The organism is Psychromarinibacter sediminicola, from assembly GCF_029168335.1.
Lineage (GTDB): Bacteria > Pseudomonadota > Alphaproteobacteria > Rhodobacterales > Rhodobacteraceae > Psychromarinibacter > Psychromarinibacter sediminicola.
The window spans coordinates 1-16948 of the sequence record NZ_JARGYC010000015.1; the positions used below are offsets into that span (position 1 = coordinate 1).

General features: G+C 68.8%; 15 protein-coding genes. 8 read left to right on the forward strand and 7 right to left on the reverse strand.

Annotated features, from left to right (window positions below; all coding sequences use genetic code 11):
* Positions 1-32: 32 nt before the first annotated feature.
* The 4 genes from argE to P1J78_RS07480 form a co-directional block, all read right to left on the reverse strand.
* On the reverse strand, positions 33-1190 hold the full coding sequence (gene argE, locus P1J78_RS07465; protein WP_275566708.1) for an acetylornithine deacetylase: 1158 nt from the start codon (positions 1188-1190) through the stop codon (positions 33-35).
* A gap of 244 nt (positions 1191-1434) precedes the next feature.
* On the reverse strand, positions 1435-2622 hold the full coding sequence (locus P1J78_RS07470; RefSeq protein WP_275566709.1) for a M24 family metallopeptidase: 1188 nt from the start codon (positions 2620-2622) through the stop codon (positions 1435-1437).
* Positions 2623-2821: 199 nt separating this feature from the next.
* Positions 2822-3577: a tRNA pseudouridine(38-40) synthase TruA gene (gene truA / locus P1J78_RS07475; RefSeq protein WP_275566710.1), complete on the reverse strand. Its 756-nt coding sequence runs from the start codon at positions 3575-3577 to the stop codon at positions 2822-2824.
* Positions 3578-3698: 121 nt separating this feature from the next.
* Positions 3699-3893, reverse strand: coding sequence for a Flp family type IVb pilin (locus P1J78_RS07480; protein WP_275566711.1), 195 nt, complete (start codon positions 3891-3893; stop codon positions 3699-3701).
* Between the two features lie 252 nt (positions 3894-4145).
* On the opposite strand from P1J78_RS07480, the gene P1J78_RS07485 reads away from it, so the two are divergent.
* A complete protein-coding gene (locus P1J78_RS07485; protein WP_275566712.1) occupies positions 4146-5762 on the forward strand; it encodes a DUF1036 domain-containing protein in 1617 nt (538 codons plus the stop codon).
* A 4-nt stretch (positions 5763-5766) separates the two neighbouring features.
* Complete coding sequence (locus tag P1J78_RS07490; RefSeq protein ID WP_275566713.1) at positions 5767-6969, forward strand: DUF1036 domain-containing protein; 1203 nt, start codon at positions 5767-5769, stop codon at positions 6967-6969.
* Positions 6970-7251: 282 nt separating this feature from the next.
* Here the strand turns inward: P1J78_RS07490 and choV are convergent, their stop codons facing one another.
* Entirely contained in the window at positions 7252-8280 is a 1029-nt protein-coding gene (gene choV / locus P1J78_RS07495) for a choline ABC transporter ATP-binding protein (RefSeq protein WP_275566714.1), read from the reverse strand.
* Positions 8277-9191, reverse strand: a complete 915-nt coding sequence (gene choW, locus P1J78_RS07500; RefSeq protein ID WP_275566715.1) for a choline ABC transporter permease subunit — start codon at positions 9189-9191, stop codon at positions 8277-8279. Before choW ends, choV begins: the two co-directional genes overlap by 4 nt.
* 159 nt (positions 9192-9350) lie before the next feature.
* Between choW and P1J78_RS07505 the strand changes: the two genes are divergently transcribed.
* Positions 9351-10142 carry an MBL fold metallo-hydrolase gene (locus P1J78_RS07505; RefSeq protein WP_275566716.1) on the forward strand — a complete coding sequence of 264 codons (792 nt, stop codon included), beginning with the start codon at positions 9351-9353 and terminating at the stop codon, positions 10140-10142.
* Between the two features lie 70 nt (positions 10143-10212).
* Here the strand turns inward: P1J78_RS07505 and P1J78_RS07510 are convergent, their stop codons facing one another.
* On the reverse strand, positions 10213-11142 hold the full coding sequence (locus P1J78_RS07510) for a choline ABC transporter substrate-binding protein (RefSeq protein ID WP_275566717.1): 930 nt from the start codon (positions 11140-11142) through the stop codon (positions 10213-10215).
* 84 nt (positions 11143-11226) lie between these two features.
* Here P1J78_RS07510 and betI point away from each other — a divergent pair, with 84 nt between their 5' ends.
* The 5 genes from betI (at position 11227) to P1J78_RS07535 (ending at position 16876) form a co-directional block, all read left to right on the forward strand.
* Positions 11227-11808, forward strand: coding sequence for a choline-binding transcriptional repressor BetI (betI, locus tag P1J78_RS07515; RefSeq protein WP_275566718.1), 582 nt, complete (start codon positions 11227-11229; stop codon positions 11806-11808).
* Complete coding sequence (betC, locus tag P1J78_RS07520; RefSeq protein ID WP_275566719.1) at positions 11805-13313, forward strand: choline-sulfatase; 1509 nt, start codon at positions 11805-11807, stop codon at positions 13311-13313. Before betI ends, betC begins: the two co-directional genes overlap by 4 nt.
* Position 13314: 1 nt before the next feature.
* Positions 13315-14769 carry a betaine-aldehyde dehydrogenase gene (gene betB / locus P1J78_RS07525; RefSeq protein WP_275566720.1) on the forward strand — a complete coding sequence of 485 codons (1455 nt, stop codon included), beginning with the start codon at positions 13315-13317 and terminating at the stop codon, positions 14767-14769.
* A 120-nt stretch (positions 14770-14889) separates the two neighbouring features.
* A complete protein-coding gene (gene betA / locus P1J78_RS07530; protein WP_275566721.1) occupies positions 14890-16539 on the forward strand; it encodes a choline dehydrogenase in 1650 nt (549 codons plus the stop codon).
* Between the two features lie 85 nt (positions 16540-16624).
* Positions 16625-16876, forward strand: a complete 252-nt coding sequence (locus P1J78_RS07535; RefSeq protein ID WP_275566722.1) for an HP1242/YdcH family protein — start codon at positions 16625-16627, stop codon at positions 16874-16876.
* Positions 16877-16948: the final 72 nt, after the last annotated feature.

Genomic DNA, 16948 nt, shown 5'->3' on the forward strand with positions numbered 1-16948 from the left:
GGATCGGACCGCGCAAGCGGTCCGAAACCCCCTCACAACCGGTCGCCCAGCCGGTCCAGCAGATCCAGACATTTCTGCAGCTGCGTGCGGCTGACGAACTCGTCGGCCTTGTGCGCCTGCTCGATCGAGCCGGGCCCGCAGACCACCGTGTCGATCCCCAACGACTGGAACAGCCCCGCCTCCGTCCCGAAGGGCACCAGGTCGGTCCCGTTGGCCCCGGTCAGCTCGCAGATCAGGTCGCGGGCCGCGTTGTGGTGCATCGGCTCCAGCCCCCGCACCTCGCCCAGCGTGTGGGTCACGATCCCCGCCTCCGGGTCCACGTCGTGCATCGCCGGCAGCAGCACGTCGTGGATGTACTCGTGCAAATCGTGCTTCACGTAATCGGCGTCGTCGGTGATGACCGGCCGCATCTCCCAGATGACCTCGGCCTTGGCGGCGATCACGTTGGGCGCGTGGCCGCCGGTCAGCGCGCCCACGTTGATCGTGGTCCAGGGCGGGTCGAACTGGCTGCCCGGCGGCGTGCGCGCCTTCAGTCGGTCCTTCAGCTCCAGCAGGCGCGAGACGTAGCGCGCGGCGTATTCCACCGCGTTCACCCCGTGGTCGGGGGACGAGCCGTGCCCCTCCAGCCCGGTGAACTCGGTCTGGTACTCGTAGCAGCCCTTGTGCCCCTCGATCACCCGCATCGAGGTGGGCTCGCCGATCAGGCACAGGCCGGGGCGCAGCTGGCGCGCCTTCAGCACCTCGACCAGCGACTGCGCGCCGAGACAGCCGATCTCCTCGTCATGGGTAAAGACGAAATGGACGGGGCGCCCGTTCACCCGCTCGGCCAGGTCCGGCGCCGCCTCGACGCAGGCGGCGATGAAGCCCTTCATGTCGCAGGTGCCGCGGCCGTAGAGCAGCCCCTCGTGCTCCACCATGTCGTAGGGGTCCGAGCTCCACGGCTGGTCCTCCACCGGCACGACGTCGGTATGGCCGCACAGCATCAGCCCGCCATCCGTGTCCTCGGGCCCGATGGTGGCGAAGAGGTTCGCCTTCAGGCCGCTCTCGTCCTGCAGCACCTCGCAGCGCGCGCCGGCCGACTCCAGCCGGTTGGCGAGATAGGCGATGGCGTCGAGGTTGGAGTCGGCGGAGACCGTTGGAAAGCCGATCAGGTCGGCCAGGGTCGCGACAGTGCGGTCGAGCGGTGTCATGCGCGGCGCGGTCTCCTTTCGTCTGCCTGCGGTAGTCGCAATCTGTGTGGCGGCATGGCCGAAGTCCCGCGCTGCGGCACGTCGGGGGGCGGCCGGCGGCGCGTCCCGGCGCGCTTTGGCCAACACTTCGGCACCTTGCACGTCCTTCGTGCGTTGGCGCGACCGCTCCGGTCAAGCCCTGTGGCACGCCCGACCGGCCGGCCGGGGCGCCCCTGTGGCAGCCGCGCCGGCGGCGCGGCGCCGCTCAATCCTTCACCAGCAGCCGCCGCGGCAGGTTGCAGAAGGTCTCGGCCGGGCCGTCCTCGCGGATCAGGATCGACTCGGTGATCTCCAGCCCCCAGGTCTCCATCCAGAGCCCCGGCATGAAGTGGAACGTCATCCCTGGCTCCAGCTCGGTCTCGTCCTCGGGGCGCAGCGAGATCGTGCGCTCGCCCCAGTCCGGCGGATAGCTGAGCCCGATCGGATAGCCGCAGCGCGCGCCGCGCTGGATGCCGGCGCGGTCCATCGCGGCGCCGAGCGCGTTGGCGATGTCGCAGGCGCGGTTGCCGGCGCGGGCGGCTTCCAGCCCCGCCTCCAGCCCCTCGACCAGCGCCTCCTCGCCGCGCTTGATGTGGTCGGGCAGGTCCTTGCCCAGAAACACCGACCGGCAGAGCGGCGCGTGATAGCGCCGGTAGCAGCCCGAGAGCTCGAAGAAGGTGCATTCGCCCTCGTTCATCGGTGCGCCGTTCCAGGTCAGGTGCGGCGCCGCGGCCGACGGGCCCGAGGGCATCAGCGGCACGATCGCCGGATAATCGCCCCAGGCGCCGTCGGCGCCCTCGATCCCGGCGGCCATGATCCTGGCCGCGATCTCGTTCTTCGCCACGCCCGGCGCGGCCATGTCCAGCGCGAGCTGGTTGATCCTTTCCGAGATCTTCGCCGCCTTGCGCATGAAGGCGATCTCCTCGTCGGATTTCACCGCGCGCTGCCAGTTGATGAGGCCGGTCGCGTCGATCAGGTTCGAATCGGCCAGCTCCACCAGCAGCGTCGTGTAGGCGCGGGCGGAGAAATAGTAGTTCTCCATCTCGATGCCGACATTGGCCTCGCCGAAGCCCTGGCCGCGCAGGAGCGAGGCGAGGTGCTGCATCGGGTGCAACTCGGTCGACTGCACGAAATGGTCGGGATAGCTGTCTATGCCGGTGCGGTCGGTGTCGACGGTGCGGATCGCGCCGTTGGCGTCCTGGCGCCGGCCCCACCAGTAGGGGCGGTCTTCCAGCGGCAGGATCACGGCCTGGTGGACATAGAAGGACCAGCCGTCGTAGCCGGTCAGCCAGGCCATGTTCGACGGGTCCGTGACGATCAGCACGTCGAGGCCCTTGGCCTCCATCGCGGCGCGGGTCTTGGCCAGGCGGCGGTCGTACTCGGCCGCCGAGAACGGGGGGATCGGGTCGGTCATCGCTCGCTCCGAAAAGTTTCCTGTGCAGCAAATCTGATTCCCGTGCGGGTTACTATAGGGTTGCCGCCATTCTGTCGGAATTTCTTCTCCGCCGGTGCGTCGCGCGGCGCGCCATACCGGCGGCGGGCCGGCGGAGAGACCCGGCCATGCGTATTTTCAACGAGAAGAAGTTGCTGGAGGCGCGAACGGGCGGCCGGGGTCAGGCGAAGGGATCGGCGGGGTATCCGACGCGGGTCAGATAGAGCCCGTCCGGCGGCGCCACCGGCCCGCAGGCGGCGCGGTCGCGCGCGTCGAGCGCCGCCTTCACCGCGTCCGGCGCCCAGGCGCCCGCGCCGACCCGTTCCAGCGTGCCGACGAAGCTGCGCACCTGGTTGTGCAGGAAGGATCGGGCGCGGACCGCGATCCGCACCTCGGCCTCGGCTGCCGTCACCTCTATCGCGTCCACCGTCTTCACCGGGCTCTTGGCCTGGCATTCCGAGGCGCGGAAGGTCGTGAAGTCGTGCTGCCCCACCAGGGCCGCGGCCCCGTCCCGCATCGCCGCGACGTCCATCGCCTGCGGCACCCGCCAGGCCAGCCCCCGGTCATGGGTCAGCGGCGCCCGGCGGCAGATCATTCGGTAGAGGTACTGCCGCTCCGTGGCCGAGAACCGCGCATGCCAGTCGTCCGCCACCCGCGCCGCGTCCACCACCGCCACGTGCTCCGGCTTGAGATGATGGTTCAGCGCCTCCGACAGACGGAACGGATCCCAGGCCCTGGCCATATCGCAATGCGCCACCTGGCCCAGCGCATGCACCCCGGCATCCGTCCGCCCCGCCGCGGCGATCGCCGGCGCGTCGGGCTCCAGCCGGCGCAGCGCCTCCTCGACGGCCTGCTGCACGGACGGGTGCGCCTTCTGCCGCTGCCAGCCGGAGAAGCCGCCGCCATGGTATTCGATCTTCAGCGCGTATCGGGGCATGGCGCTCCGATTACCGCGCGCGCCCGCCGCGGGCAAACCGGAAACGCAGGACGCCCCGGACATCCTGCCCGGGGCGTCGTCTTGTTCGGTCGAGAGGGCGGCCGAGGCCGCCGCGCCGACCTCAGTAGGTCGTCTTCACATCCTGCGAGGACAGGTGCGAGCCGATGGTCTCGCCGTAGTCGTTGGTGGCGCCGCCGACGGTGGTCAGCACGGCGATGCCGAGGCCGACGATGGCAGCGGTCAGCACGACCCAGTCGACGGTCACGGCGCCGTCTTCGTCACGCTTGAAGCGGTTGATCAGGTTGAACAGTTTCATGTCTCTCTCCGTTACTCTTCGCTCGATCCGAGCTTCCTGCCGCCGTCCGGGTTTTCCGACTATTCGGCGGCGACATGATCGAAGTTAACGGCGTATCGGGGCGGGAATTGGGCGTCCCATGGCCCATTTCCGGGAAACGCTGCGTTAATTGCGAGGCTTCCGCGGCGGCAGGCCAGGGCCACGGGGCGGGTATTAGATGCTTGTCCGGCGGCCCGCGGCGCGGCTAGACTGTCGTCATCAGTGGAGGAGTCCATGACCGTTTTCAGACAGATCATTCTGGCGTTCGCCTTTACCACCGCGGCCGGCACCGCCCAGGCGGCCCTGCAATTCTGCAACGAGACCGATGACATACAAAGCGTCGCCATCGGCTATCAGGGGGCCAGCGCCTGGACCTCCGAGGGGTGGTGGAACATCGACCCGGGGGCCTGCGCCACCGTGGTCGGCGGCGACCTGACCAAGCGCTATTACTATTACCGCTCCGAGGTGAACGGCGGCGACTTCCCGGGCGAGGGCTACATGTTCTGCACCACGCCGGAGGAATTCGAGATCGTCGGCGACACCGACTGCGCCAGCCGCGGCTATGACAGCGAATCCTTCCGCGAGATCGACACCGGCGAGACCGCGACCGACTTCACCTTCACCCTGACCGCCGAGACGACCTCGCCGCCCAAGATCGGCGAGGGTCCGGCGAACGACACCCCCGCGACCGACGAGACCGGCCTGCGCATCTGCAACTCCACCGGCGAGATCCAGAGCGTCTCGATCGGCTACGAGGGCGACGAGGGGTTCCTTTCGGAAGGCTGGTGGAACATCGACCCCGACGACTGCGCCAAGGTGCTCGCCGGCGAATTGCAGCGCCGCTACTACTATTACCGCGCCGAGGTCGAGGCCGGCCCGTTCGAGGGCGAGGGCTACATGTTCTGCACCTCGCCCGAGGTCTACACGATCGTCGGCGACAGCGATTGCGAAAGCCGCGGCTACGATACCGAGAGCTTCTCCGAGATCGACACCGGGCCCACCGCGCGCGGCTACACCTTCTACATCACCGCCGACGGGGCCGCGCCGCCGCCGCAGCCCGACGAGACCCCGCCGGCGCCCACCGGCGAGGGCGCCGGGCTGGAGGTCTGCAACGATACCGGCGAGGTGCAGAGCGTCACCATCGGCTATGAAGGCGCCGAGGACTGGACGTCCGAAGGCTGGTGGAATATCGACCCGGGCGACTGCGCGATGCCGGCGCTCGACGGCGTCAACCGGCGCTACATCTACTATCGCGCCGAGATCGACGGCGGGCCGTTCGACGGGCAGAACTACTTCTTCTGCACCACGCCCGAGGCCTTCGTGATCGTCGGCGACAGCGAATGCGAGGCGCGCGGCTACGATCGCGAGGAATATGCCGAGGTCGATACCGGCGGCACCACCGGCCTGTTCACCCTGACGCTCGTCGACCCTGCGGGGACGGACGGGCCGCCCTCGCCCGAGGACGACCGCGATCCGTTCCCCGACGGGCCGAAACCGGACGACACGCCCGGCGAGGTGGTCGAAGAGAGTGTCCCGGAGGTCGACGGGCCGGAGGAACCCAGCTTCGACTTCGGCCTGCCCGATGAGGAGCCGGCCGAGGAGCCCGCCGAGGAGACCGAGTTGCCGGCCGAAGACCCCGACGCCGGACCGGGCGAGGCACCGGTCGAAGAGCCCATGGAGCCGGTCGAAGAGCCCATGGAATCAGTCGAGGAGCCGATGGAACCGGTTGAGGAGCCGATGGAGGAGCCCGACGAGGAGCTCGACTTCGATCTCGACCTGGACATGGACGAAATGCCGGCCGAGGACGACGACGAGCGCCGGATCCGTCGCGGCAGTACGCGCGGGAGCTGAGGCGATGCGGAACGCTATTCTGCGCACGCTCGCGGCAGGGGCGCTCTGGGCCGCTATGGCCGGGGGCGCCCAGGCCGGGCTGGACGTCTGCAACGACACCGATGTCGTCCAGACCGTCGCCATCGGCTTCAAGGGCGAGCGCGACTGGACCTCGGAAGGGTGGTGGAACATCGACCCGGGCGATTGCGCCCGCGTCCTGGGCGGCGACCTGACGCAACGCTACTATTACTACTATGCGGAGTCGGTGAACGAGAACTTCCAGGGGCAGGACTACTTCTTCTGCGCCTCCAACGAGGTGTTCTCGATCGTCGGCGACACCTCCTGCGAGCAGCGCGGTTACGAGACCCTGTCGATGCGCGAGATCGACACCGGGGAAACCGCGCGCGAGTTCACGCTGACGCTGGTGGACGACGGCGGCAAGCCCACGGGCGGCGACAAGATCGCGCCGAAGCTGGAAGACGGCGACAATCCCGACAACACGCCGGGCGAGACGATCACCTCCACCGATACCGACACGTCCGGCCCCGGCGGCCCCGGCAGCGGCGAAGAGGTGAACGAGGTCGTGCAGGACACCACCGTGGTCCCGCCCGAGGACGTGCCGATGTCGGTCTCGATGGAGGATCTGAAGACCGAGATCCCGCAGGGCAACCACGGCAAGCCCTTCGAGACGGTCGCGCTGTTCCAGGGCTGCGAGCTGGAGGGCGGGCGCGAGTTCTGTTCGTTCCACGCCGGCGACTGGAAGATGCGGGTGTTCTACCGCGGCCCCACGCCCGAGCGGCTGATGTACGCGCTGGAGGAACTGGCGATCAACATGCCGGTGCTGCTGAAGGGCGACATGGTCGAGACCAAGGGCAACATCGCCGCCATCGTCGTGCGCGGGGTGGAGCCGCGCCCGGGCGAGGACGAGGAGTCTCTGCTGCGGGCCTATATCCAGGGCGACTGGATCGACCAGGGCGACGGGCGGTGGGAGATGACGGTGCTGGGCTCCGAGGTCTACTACCGGCAGGACGGCGACTTCTCGACCCACCGCTTCCTGCGGCTCGCCAAGGAATGCGACGGCTCGAACGGGCAGGGGCCGGTGCTGGTGCAGATCAACGCCGACAACAACCGCCGCACCTGCTACCGCATCGACCGCGCCGAAGGCGGCGTGCTGGAACTGACCGACGTGCGGCGCGGGCGCAGCACGACCTACCGGCGGATACAGTAGGGCGGGGCCGTTCGTCTCGGACCGCCTTGCGGCGGTCCGATCCGCCGGGGGCTCCGCCCGTCGCCATTGTCGCTCGGACCAATGGCGCACCAATGGCGACCCCCCGGCGTATTTTGAACGAGAAGAAGCAGGGGCGGGGTGTCGGCTGTGAGAGGTCATGTGTTGCAGCGGAACGGGGCCGGACGCCTCATCCGATGATGGGCGTCCGACCGCACCTGTTAGCGCTATCTACGGGAATATCAGCCGGTTACACCCCTGTCCAACCTTGGACACCCTCGGACATCACCCGCCGCGCGGGTCCAGAAGGCGGGCCAGGACCGTGTCCTTCGTGATCTGCCCGATCACCCGCCCGTCCTCGACCACCCCCACCGGGTTGCCCGTCGCCTTCACCCGCGCCATCACCGCGTGAATCTCGGTCTCCGGCCCCACCGTCTCCGCCGGCGCCCCGGCGGCCGGCTCCATCACGTCGCGGGCGCAGAGCACCCCCAGCGGGTTCATATGCGCCACGAAATCCGCCACGTAGTCGTTCGCCGGATGGGTGAAGATCTGCTGCGGCGTGCCCGCCTGCACGATCCGCCCGCCATCCATGATCGCGATCCGGTTGCCCAGCTTGAACGCCTCGTCCAGGTCGTGGCTGACGAAGACGATGGTCCGCTTCAGCCGCGCCTGCAGCTCCAGCAGTTCGTCCTGAAGCCGCGTCCGGATCAGCGGGTCCAGCGCCGAGTAGGGCTCGTCCATCAGCAAGACCGGCGCCTCCGTCGCGAAGGCGCGGGCCAGCCCGACCCGCTGCTGCATGCCCCCCGACAGCTCGCCCACCTTCCGGTCGGCCCAGTCCGACAGGCCCACCAGCTCCAGCTGCCGCTCCACCTGCGCGCGCCGCTCGACCCGCGACAGCCCGCCGATCTCCAGCCCAAGCCCGACATTCTCGCGCACCGTCCGCCAGGGCAGCAGCCCGAAGGCCTGGAACACCATCGAGATGTGCTTCAGCCGCAGCTCGCGCAGCAGCTTCGCCGGCGCCTGCGTGACGCTGACCTCGCGGCCGCCGTAGCGGACCGAGACCACGCCCCGCACCACCGGGTTCAGCCCGTTGACGGCGCGCAGGAGCGTCGACTTGCCGGAGCCCGACAGCCCCATCAGCACCAGGATCTCGCCCTCGGCGACCTCCAGCGAGCAATCGTGGACCCCCAGGACCTGGCCCGTCGCCTCCTGGATCTCTTCCCGCGACTGCCCGGCATCCATCAGCGGCAGCGCCTGCTGCGGCGTGTCGCCGAAGACGATGGAAACCCGGTCGAACCGAACCGCGACGCTCATTTGCGGTCCACCCGCAGCATCCGGTCCAGCATGATCGCCACCACCACGATGATGAACCCGCTCTCGAAGCCCAGCGCCGTGTTCACCTGGTTCAGCGCCCGCACTACCGGCACGCCGAGCCCGTCCGCCCCCACCAGCGCCGCGATCACCACCATCGACAGCGACAGCATGATCGTCTGGTTCAGCCCGGTCATGATCTGCGGGAAGGCGAAGGGCAGTTCCACCTTCCACAACACCTGCCGCGGCGTGGCGCCGAAGGCCCGCGCGGCCTCCAGCAGATGCGTCGGCGTCGAGACGACCCCCAGATGCGTCAGCCGGATCGGGGCCGGCACCACGAAGATGACCGTCGCGATCAGCCCCGGCACCATGCCGATGCCGAAGAACACGATGGCCGGGATCAGGTAGACGAAGGTCGGCAGCGTCTGCATCAGGTCCAGCACGGGCCGGAGCCAGGCGTAAAGCCGGGGCCGGTGCGCCGCCGCGATGCCGATGGGCACGCCGATGGCCATGCAGACCACGCAGGCCGACAGCACCAGCGTCAGGCTCTCTGTCGTCTCCTCCCAGTAGTCCTGGTTCAGGATGAACAGGAACCCGACGGCCACGAAGAGCGACACCTTCCAGCTGCGCTGCAGCGCCCAGGTCAGGGCCACGAAGACGGCGATCACGATGAAAGGATGCAGCGGCTCGGGCCAGAGGTCGACCCACGGATCCTCGCCCGACCCCACCGGCAGGCGCGGCGGCTCCTGCAGCACGCGCAGCACCGCGTCGATCAGCGTCTCCATCGCGTCCGACAGCCGGTCGAAGAAGAACGCCCCGTTCGTCTGCAGCCAGTCGAAGGCGTCGCCGGCGCAGGCGCCCAGCGGTATCTTTTCGGTTACCCAGCTGGCATCGGGCAAGCCGCAATCGGCCATCGGTCGCTCCCTTCCCCCCAAGTGCGATCCACTATGCGATCCACAGTGCGATCACTGTGCGCCCAGCATGACGGCCCTGTGCGCAGAAAGGAAGGGTGACGCGGGGCCGGCCTGCACTACTCTTTCGCTCGGGACTAACTCGACAGGGAGAGACACGAAATGCACTCCAGACGTACATTCCTGACCCGCGGCGCCGCCTGCGCCGGTGCCATCACCGTGCTGCCGTATCACGCGCTCGCGGCGGCCCATGCCAGCAACACGTTCCCGACCGACGGCGGCGAGATCGTGGTTCACCCGGTGGAGCATGCCTCGGTCGTGTTCGAGACGCCGGCCGGCACGATCTATGCCGACCCGGTGGGTGATCCGGGCCGCTATGCGGATTTCCCGGAGCCCGACCTGATCCTCGTCACCCACGAGCACGGCGACCACTACAATGCCGACACGCTCTCCGCCCTGGCGGGCGAGGACACGCCGATCCTCACCAACCCGGCGGTCTACGACATGCTGCCCGAGGCGCTGAAGGCCCGGGCCAGCCGGATCGCCAACGGCGAGTCGACGGAGCTGGCCGGCGTCCCGATCGAGGCGATCCCGGCCTACAACCTCACCGAGGGGCGGCTGAACTTTCACCCCGAGGGGCGCGACAACGGCTATATCCTGTCCATCGACGGGATGCGCGTCTACATCTCTGGCGACACCGAGGGCACGCCCGAGATGCGCGCGCTGGAGGATATCGACATCGCTTTCGTGTCGATGAACCTGCCCTTCACCATGGCGGCGGAGCAGGCGGCGGACGCCGTGGCCGAGTTCGCGCCGACCTATGTCTACCCGTACCACTATCGCGGCCGCGACGGCGGCACGCAGGATCCGGAAGAATTCGCGCGGCTGCTGTCCGAGGCGGGCGCGGAGACCGAGGTGAAGCTGCACGACTGGTACAACGGCAACCTCGGCTGACGCCCGGGTGTACGCACGAAAAAGGGCAGGCGCCGCGGCGCCCGCCCGCAATGTCGCGCGTCGGCGCGGCTTACATCAGGCCCAGCGCGGCCTTCACCGCCTCCAGCCCGTTGCCGCCGTCCTTCGTCTCGACGCCGTCGAGCCAGGTGTCCAGCACCTCCGGGTTCTCCTTCAGCCACGCGGTGGCGGCCTCTTCCGGGTCGGTCCCGTCGTTCAGGATCGCGCCCATGATCTCGTTTTCCATGGCCAGCGTGAACTCCAGGTTCTGCAGGAACGTGCCCACGTTCGGGCATTCCTCGACGAAGCCGGCCGAGGTGTTGGTATAGACCGTCGCGCCGCCCAGGTTCGGCCCGAAGTAATCGTCGCCGCCGGTCAGGTAGGACATCTCGTAGTTGGCGTTCATCGGGTGCGGCTCCCACCCCAGGAACACGACCGGCTCGTCGCGGCGGATCGACCGCTCGACCTGCGCCAGCATCCCCTGTTCCGAGCTTTCCGCCACCTCGAAGCCTTCCAGGCCAAAGGCGTTTTCGTCGATCATCGACTGGATCAGGCGGTTGCCGTCGTTGCCCGGCTCGATCCCGTAGATCGTCTCGTCCAGCGCCTCGGCATGTTCGGCGATGTCCGAGAAGTCCGCGATCCCGAGGTCGGCCGCGACCTTGTTGACCGCCAGCGTGTATTTCGCGCCTTCGAGGTTGGCGCGCACCGTGTCGACGGTCCCGTCCTCGCGGTAGGGGGCGATGTCGGCCTCCATCGTGGGCATCCAGTTGCCCAGGAACACGTCCACGTCGCCCTCGGCCAGCGAGGTGTAGGTGACCGGCACCGACAGGACCTTCACGTCCGTTTCGTAGCCCAGCGCGTCCAGCACCACGGTGGTCGCCGCGGTGGTCGAGGTGATGTCGGTCCAGCCCACGTCCGAGAACACGATCGTGTCGCAATCGGCCAGCGCGGGCCCCGCCACGGCCGCCAGTGCCAGCGCGGATAGAGTTGTCTTGAGGCTCATCGTCGTCTCCCTGTTTTTCTTGATTGACGAGTCAATTAGTATCCGGCAGCTTCGGCGCCGTATTCCCCCGAAGGAGACCGGACCATGCCGAAACTCGGAATGGAGCCTATCAGGCGCGCGGCGCTGGTGAAAGCGACCATCGACGAGGTGGCCGCCGCCGGCACGCTCGACGTGACCGTGAACCGCATCGCCCGCCGGGCGGGCGTGTCCTCGGCCCTGGCGCATCACTATTTCGGCGCGAAGGAGGATCTGTTCCTCGCCGCCATGCGCCACATCCTGACGCTTTACGGGCAGGGGGTGCGCTCGGCGCTGGCCGGCTCCACGACGCCGCGCCAGCGGCTGGAGGCGATCGTCCGCGCCAGCTTCGAGGCCGAGCAGTTCAGCGGCCACGTGGTGAACGCCTGGCTGAACTTCTACGTCGCCGCCCAGAAATCGGTGCCGGCGCAGCGGCTCTTGACCATCTATCAGCGGCGGCTGCGCGCCAACCTCGTCCACGACCTGCGCCCGCTGGTGGGCGACCGCGCCGCCGTCGCGGCCGAGACGGTCGCGGCGCTGATCGACGGGCTCTACATCCGCGCCGCCCTGAACCCCGGCGCGACCGATCCCCGCGGCGCCGCCGATCAGGTGCTGCGCATGATGGACCTGATGATCGCCGAGGTGACATGACCCGCCCCAACATCCTGATCCTGATGGTGGACCAGCTGAACGGCACGCTGTTCCCCGACGGCCCCGCCGACTGGCTGCACACGCCGAACCTGAGGCGGCTGGCCGAGCGCTCGGTGCGCTTCGCCAACGCCTATACCGGCTCGCCGCTCTGCGCGCCGGGGCGGGCGTCGTTCATGTCGGGGCAGTTGCCGTATCGCACCGAGGTCTACGACAACGCGGCCGAGTTCCGGTCCGACATCCCGACCTACGCCCACCACCTGCGCCGCGCGGGCTATCGCACCTGCCTGTCCGGCAAGATGCATTTCGTCGGCCCCGACCAGCTCCACGGTTTCGAGGAGCGGCTGACGACCGACATCTACCCGGCCGATTTCGGCTGGACCCCCGATTACCGCAAGCCGGGCGAGCGGATCGACTGGTGGTATCACAACATGGGCTCGGTGACGGGCGCCGGGGTGGCCGAGATCTCCAACCAGATGGAGTACGACGACGATGTCGCCTTCCAGGCGCAGCAGTGGCTCTACGATGCCGCCCGCGGGATAGACGACCGCCCGTGGTGCCTGACCGCCAGCTTCACCCACCCGCACGATCCTTACGTCGCGCGGCGCCGGTTCTGGGATCTCTACGAGGATTGCGCGCATCTCGCCCCGGTCGAGGCCGCCTATGCCTACGAGGATCACGACCCGCATTCGCAGCGCATCTTCGACGCCAACGACTGGCGCAGCTTCGACATCACCGAGACCGACATCGCCCGGTCGCGCCGCGCCTACTTTGCCAACATCTCCTATCTCGACGACAAGATCGGCCAGATCCTTCAGGTGCTGGAGGACACGCGGCAGGAGGCGATCGTCCTCTTCGTCTCCGACCACGGCGACATGCTGGGCGAGAAGGGGCTGTGGTTCAAGATGAGCTTCTACGAGGGCTCGGCGCGGGTGCCGATGATGGTCTCTGCCCCGGGGCTTGAGCCCGGCACCGTCACCGCGCCGGTCTCCACGATGGACGTCTGCCCGACCCTGTGCAACCTGGCCGATGTCGACATGACCGAGGTGCTGCCCTGGACCGACGGCGAAAGCCTCGTGCCCATCGCCGAAGGGGTGAGCCGCAAGACCCCGGTCCGCATGGAATACGCGGCCGAGGCCAGCTATTCCCCGCTGGCCAGCCTGCGCGAGGGGCGCTGGAAACTGAACATCTGCAAGCTCGATCCGGACCAGCTGTTCGACCTGGAGGCCGATCCGCAGGAAAGGACCAACCTCGCCGATAGTTCGGATCATGCAAGCATTCTCGCAAGTCTGCGCAAAAAGGCCGACGAATTGTGGGATTTGGATAAGTTCGATGCAGACGTGCGCGCCAGTCAGGCGCGCCGCTGGGTGGTCTACGAGGCGCTGCGCCAGGGCGGCTACTACCCGTGGGACTACCAGCCCCTGCGCGACGCCTCCGAGCGCTACATGCGCAACCATATGGACCTGAACGTGCTGGAAGAAAACAAGCGCTTCCCGAGGGGAGAATGACATGCGCGACGTGACCCCGAGGGGCAGCCACTACATCGCCGGCGCCTATGCCGAGGACGCGGGCGGCGCGCCGATCGACGTGATCTACCCCGCCACCGGCGAGACGGTCGCGCAGGTCCATGCCGCCACGCCCGAGATCGTGGACAAGGCGCTCGCCGCCGCCGACGCCGCCCGCCGCGACTGGGCCGCGATGCCCGGCGTCGAACGCGGCCGGATCCTGCGCCGCGCCGCCGACCTGCTGCGCGAGCGCAACCGCGACCTGTCCGAGATCGAGACCATCGACACCGGCAAGCCGCTGCAGGAAACGCTGGTGGCCGACGCGGCCTCGGCGGCCGATGCGCTGGAATGGTTCGGCGGGCTGGCCGCCACCATCCGCGGCGAGCACGTGCAGCTCGGCGGCGACTGGGCCTATACCATCCGCGAGCCGCTGGGCGTCTGCGTCGGCATCGGCGCCTGGAACTACCCCACCCAGATCGCCGCGTGGAAGGCCGCCCCGGCGCTCGCCTGCGGCAACACCATGGTCTTCAAGCCGTCCGAGGAAACCCCGCTCTGCGCGCTGAAACTCGCGGAAATCCTCACCGAGGCCGGCGCGCCGCCTGGCGTGTTCAACGTCGTCCAGGGGCGGGGCGAGGTCGGCGCGTCGCTCGTCACCGACCCCCGCGTCGCCAAGGTGTCGCTGACCGGCTCGGTGCCCACGGGGCAGAAGGTCTATGCCGCCGCTGCCGAAGGCATCCGCCACGTCACGATGGAGCTGGGCGGCAAGTCCCCCATGCTGGTCTTCGCCGACGCCGACATCGAAGCCGCCGTCGGCGGAGCGATCCTCGGCAACTTCTATTCCTCGGGCCAGATCTGCTCGAACGGCACCCGCGTCTTCGTGCAGAAGGGCATCAAGGACCGCTTCCTCGCCCGCCTGACCGAACGCCTCCAGGGTATCGTAATGGGCGACCCGCTGAACGAGGCCACCAATTTCGGCCCGCTGGTCAGCGCGGCGCAGCTCGACAAGGTCATGGGCTACATCGCGCAGGGCAAGGCCGAGGGCGCCCGCCTCGTCGCCGGCGGTGCCCGCGTGAACCGCCCGGGATGGTTCGTGGAACCCACCGTCTTCGCCGACGTCACCGACGACATGACCATCGCGCGCGACGAGATCTTCGGCCCCGTCGCCGCGGTGCTCGACTTCGAGACCGAGGACGAGGCGCTGGCCCGCGCCAACGCCACCCCCTACGGCCTGTCCGCCGGCGTCTTCACCCGCGACATCGACCGCGCCCACCGCGTCGCCGGCGGCTTCGAGGCCGGCACCTGCTGGATCAACACCTACAACCTGACGCCCGTCGAGGTCGGCTTCGGCGGCTCGAAGCTCTCCGGGGTCGGCCGCGAGAACGGGCTGGCCGCGATCGAACATTTCTCGCAACTCAAGACCGTTTACGTGGGCACCGGCCCCGTGGACGCACCCTATTAGAGCAATGCACTGCGCCATGCCCTTCTTCTTGTCAAAAATACGCCGGGGGCCCGGGGGCAGCGCCCCCGGCGGGTCGGAGCGCGCCAGCGCTTCGAACCCCGGCGCGCAAGGCTACCGCTGATGGAAGCCGATTTCGTCATCGTCGGCGCCGGCTCGGCCGGCTGCGCGCTGGCCTACCGGCTGTCCGATGCCGGCGCCTCGGTGCTGGTGATCGAGCATGGCGGCACCGATGCCGGCCCGTTCATCAAGATGCCCGGCGCCCTCAGCTACCCGATGAACATGGCGCGCTATGACTGGGGCTACTGGTCCGAGCCCGAGCCGCATCTCGGCAATCGCCGTCTCGCCTGTCCGCGCGGCAAGGTGATCGGCGGGTCGTCCTCGATCAACGGCATGGTCTATGTGCGCGGTCACGCCCGCGACTTCGACAGCTGGGCCGGGATGGGCGCCGACGGCTGGGCCTATGCCGACGTGCTGCCCTACTTCAAGCGGATGGAGCACTGGCACGGCGACGGCCCGTCGCCCTGGCGCGGCACCGACGGCCCGCTGCATGTCACGGTGGGGCAGGGCGGAAACCCCCTGAACCGCGCCTTCATCGAGGCCGGGCGGCAGGCGGGCTACCCGGTGACCGAGGATTACAACGGCCATCAGCAGGAAGGCTTCGGCGCCATGGAGGCGACGATCTGGCAGGGCCGCCGCTGGTCCGCCGCCGAGGCTTACCTGCGCCCGGCGCTGCAGCGGCCGAACTGCGAGCTGATCCGCGGGCTGGTCACCCGGGTCGTCATCGAGGAGGGCCGCGCGACCGGGGTGGAGTACAAGCGTGGCGGAGCCACGCAGGTCGTCCGCGCCCGGCGCGAGGTGATCCTCGCCGCCTCGTCGATCAACTCGCCCAAGCTGCTGATGCTCTCGGGGATCGGCCCGGCGGCCGAGCTGGCGCGGCACGGCATCCCACTGGCCGCCGACCGGCCCGGGGTTGGACAGAACCTGCAGGATCACCTGGAAATCTACATGCAGATGCGGTCGAAACGGCCCGTATCGCTCTATTCGTGGTGGAACCCGCTGGGCAAGGCGCTGGCCGGCGCGCAGTGGCTTTTCGCCCGCAAGGGGCCCGGCGCGTCGAACCAGTTCGAGGCCTGCGGCTTCATCCGCTCCGCCGCCGGCGTGGAATATCCCGACATCCAGTACCACTTCATGCCGCTCGCCGTGCGCTATGACGGGCATGCGGCGGTGCGCGGGCACGGCTTCCAGGCGCATGTCGGGCCGATGCGGTCGAAGTCGCGCGGCAGCGTCACCCTGCGCTCCGCCGACCCGGCGGCGGCGCCCGTCATCCGGTTCAACTACATGAGCCACCACGACGACTGGCGCGACTTCCGCACCTGCCTGCGGCTGACCCGCGAGATCTTCGCCCAGCCCGCCTTCGAACCCTATGCCGGCGACGAGATCCTCCCCGGCGCCGAGGTGCAGGACGACGCCGGCCTCGACGCCGCGATCCGCGAGCATGTGGAAAGCGCCTATCACCCCTGCGGCACCGCCCGGATGGGGCGGCGGGACGACCCCGAGGCGGTGGTCGACCCCGAGGCGCGGGTGATCGGCGTCGACGGGCTGCGCGTGGCCGACAGCTCGATCTTCCCGCAGATCACCAACGGCAACACCAACGCGCCCTCGATCCTGGTGGGCGAGAAGGTGGCCGACCACGTGCTGGGCCGCCCGCCGCTGCCCGCGGCGAACATGACCCCCTGGATCCACCCGGACTGGCGCACCGCGCAGCGCTGATCGTGCCGGGTTTGATCCCGGTCAAGGAGCGGCGCGGGCCGGGCCCCTAGGCTCGACCGGAACGATCAAGAAAGGAAGGCCGAGAATGAGCCACGTCCCGCACGACCTTGCCAAGGAATTCCCGGAATATGCCGAGCGCATCCATGTGCTGAAGCAGGAGGACAAGCACTTCGCCAAGCTGGCCAAGGACTATGACGAGATCAACCACGCGGTGCATCTCGCGGAAACCAATGTCGACCCGGTGGAGGAACTGGCCGAGGTGGAGATGCGCAAGAAGCGGATGGCGCTGAAGGACGAGCTGTACCGGATTCTGTCCACCACGACGGCGGAGGGCTGACCTCACGCCTTGTCGCTCCGCCTGCGCGGGATGGCGCGGGCGGAGTGCGTATTTGGAACGAGAAGAAGCCCC

Excerpts from the sequence above, each read along its gene's own strand:
- argE (WP_275566708.1), bottom strand. The coding sequence starts at position 1,190 with ATGACACCGCTCGACCGCACTGTCGCGACCCTGGCCGACCTGATCGGC.
- P1J78_RS07470 (WP_275566709.1), bottom strand. The coding sequence starts at position 2,622 with ATGACCGACCCGATCCCCCCGTTCTCGGCGGCCGAGTACGACCGCCGC.
- truA (WP_275566710.1), bottom strand. The coding sequence starts at position 3,577 with ATGCCCCGATACGCGCTGAAGATCGAATACCATGGCGGCGGCTTCTCC.
- P1J78_RS07480 (WP_275566711.1), bottom strand. The coding sequence starts at position 3,893 with ATGAAACTGTTCAACCTGATCAACCGCTTCAAGCGTGACGAAGACGGC.
- P1J78_RS07485 (WP_275566712.1), top strand. The coding sequence starts at position 4,146 with ATGACCGTTTTCAGACAGATCATTCTGGCGTTCGCCTTTACCACCGCG.
- P1J78_RS07490 (WP_275566713.1), top strand. The coding sequence starts at position 5,767 with ATGCGGAACGCTATTCTGCGCACGCTCGCGGCAGGGGCGCTCTGGGCC.
- choV (WP_275566714.1), bottom strand. The coding sequence starts at position 8,280 with ATGAGCGTCGCGGTTCGGTTCGACCGGGTTTCCATCGTCTTCGGCGAC.
- choW (WP_275566715.1), bottom strand. The coding sequence starts at position 9,191 with ATGGCCGATTGCGGCTTGCCCGATGCCAGCTGGGTAACCGAAAAGATA.
- P1J78_RS07505 (WP_275566716.1), top strand. The coding sequence starts at position 9,351 with ATGCACTCCAGACGTACATTCCTGACCCGCGGCGCCGCCTGCGCCGGT.
- P1J78_RS07510 (WP_275566717.1), bottom strand. The coding sequence starts at position 11,142 with ATGAGCCTCAAGACAACTCTATCCGCGCTGGCACTGGCGGCCGTGGCG.
- betI (WP_275566718.1), top strand. The coding sequence starts at position 11,227 with ATGCCGAAACTCGGAATGGAGCCTATCAGGCGCGCGGCGCTGGTGAAA.
- betC (WP_275566719.1), top strand. The coding sequence starts at position 11,805 with ATGACCCGCCCCAACATCCTGATCCTGATGGTGGACCAGCTGAACGGC.
- betB (WP_275566720.1), top strand. The coding sequence starts at position 13,315 with ATGCGCGACGTGACCCCGAGGGGCAGCCACTACATCGCCGGCGCCTAT.
- betA (WP_275566721.1), top strand. The coding sequence starts at position 14,890 with ATGGAAGCCGATTTCGTCATCGTCGGCGCCGGCTCGGCCGGCTGCGCG.
- P1J78_RS07535 (WP_275566722.1), top strand. The coding sequence starts at position 16,625 with ATGAGCCACGTCCCGCACGACCTTGCCAAGGAATTCCCGGAATATGCC.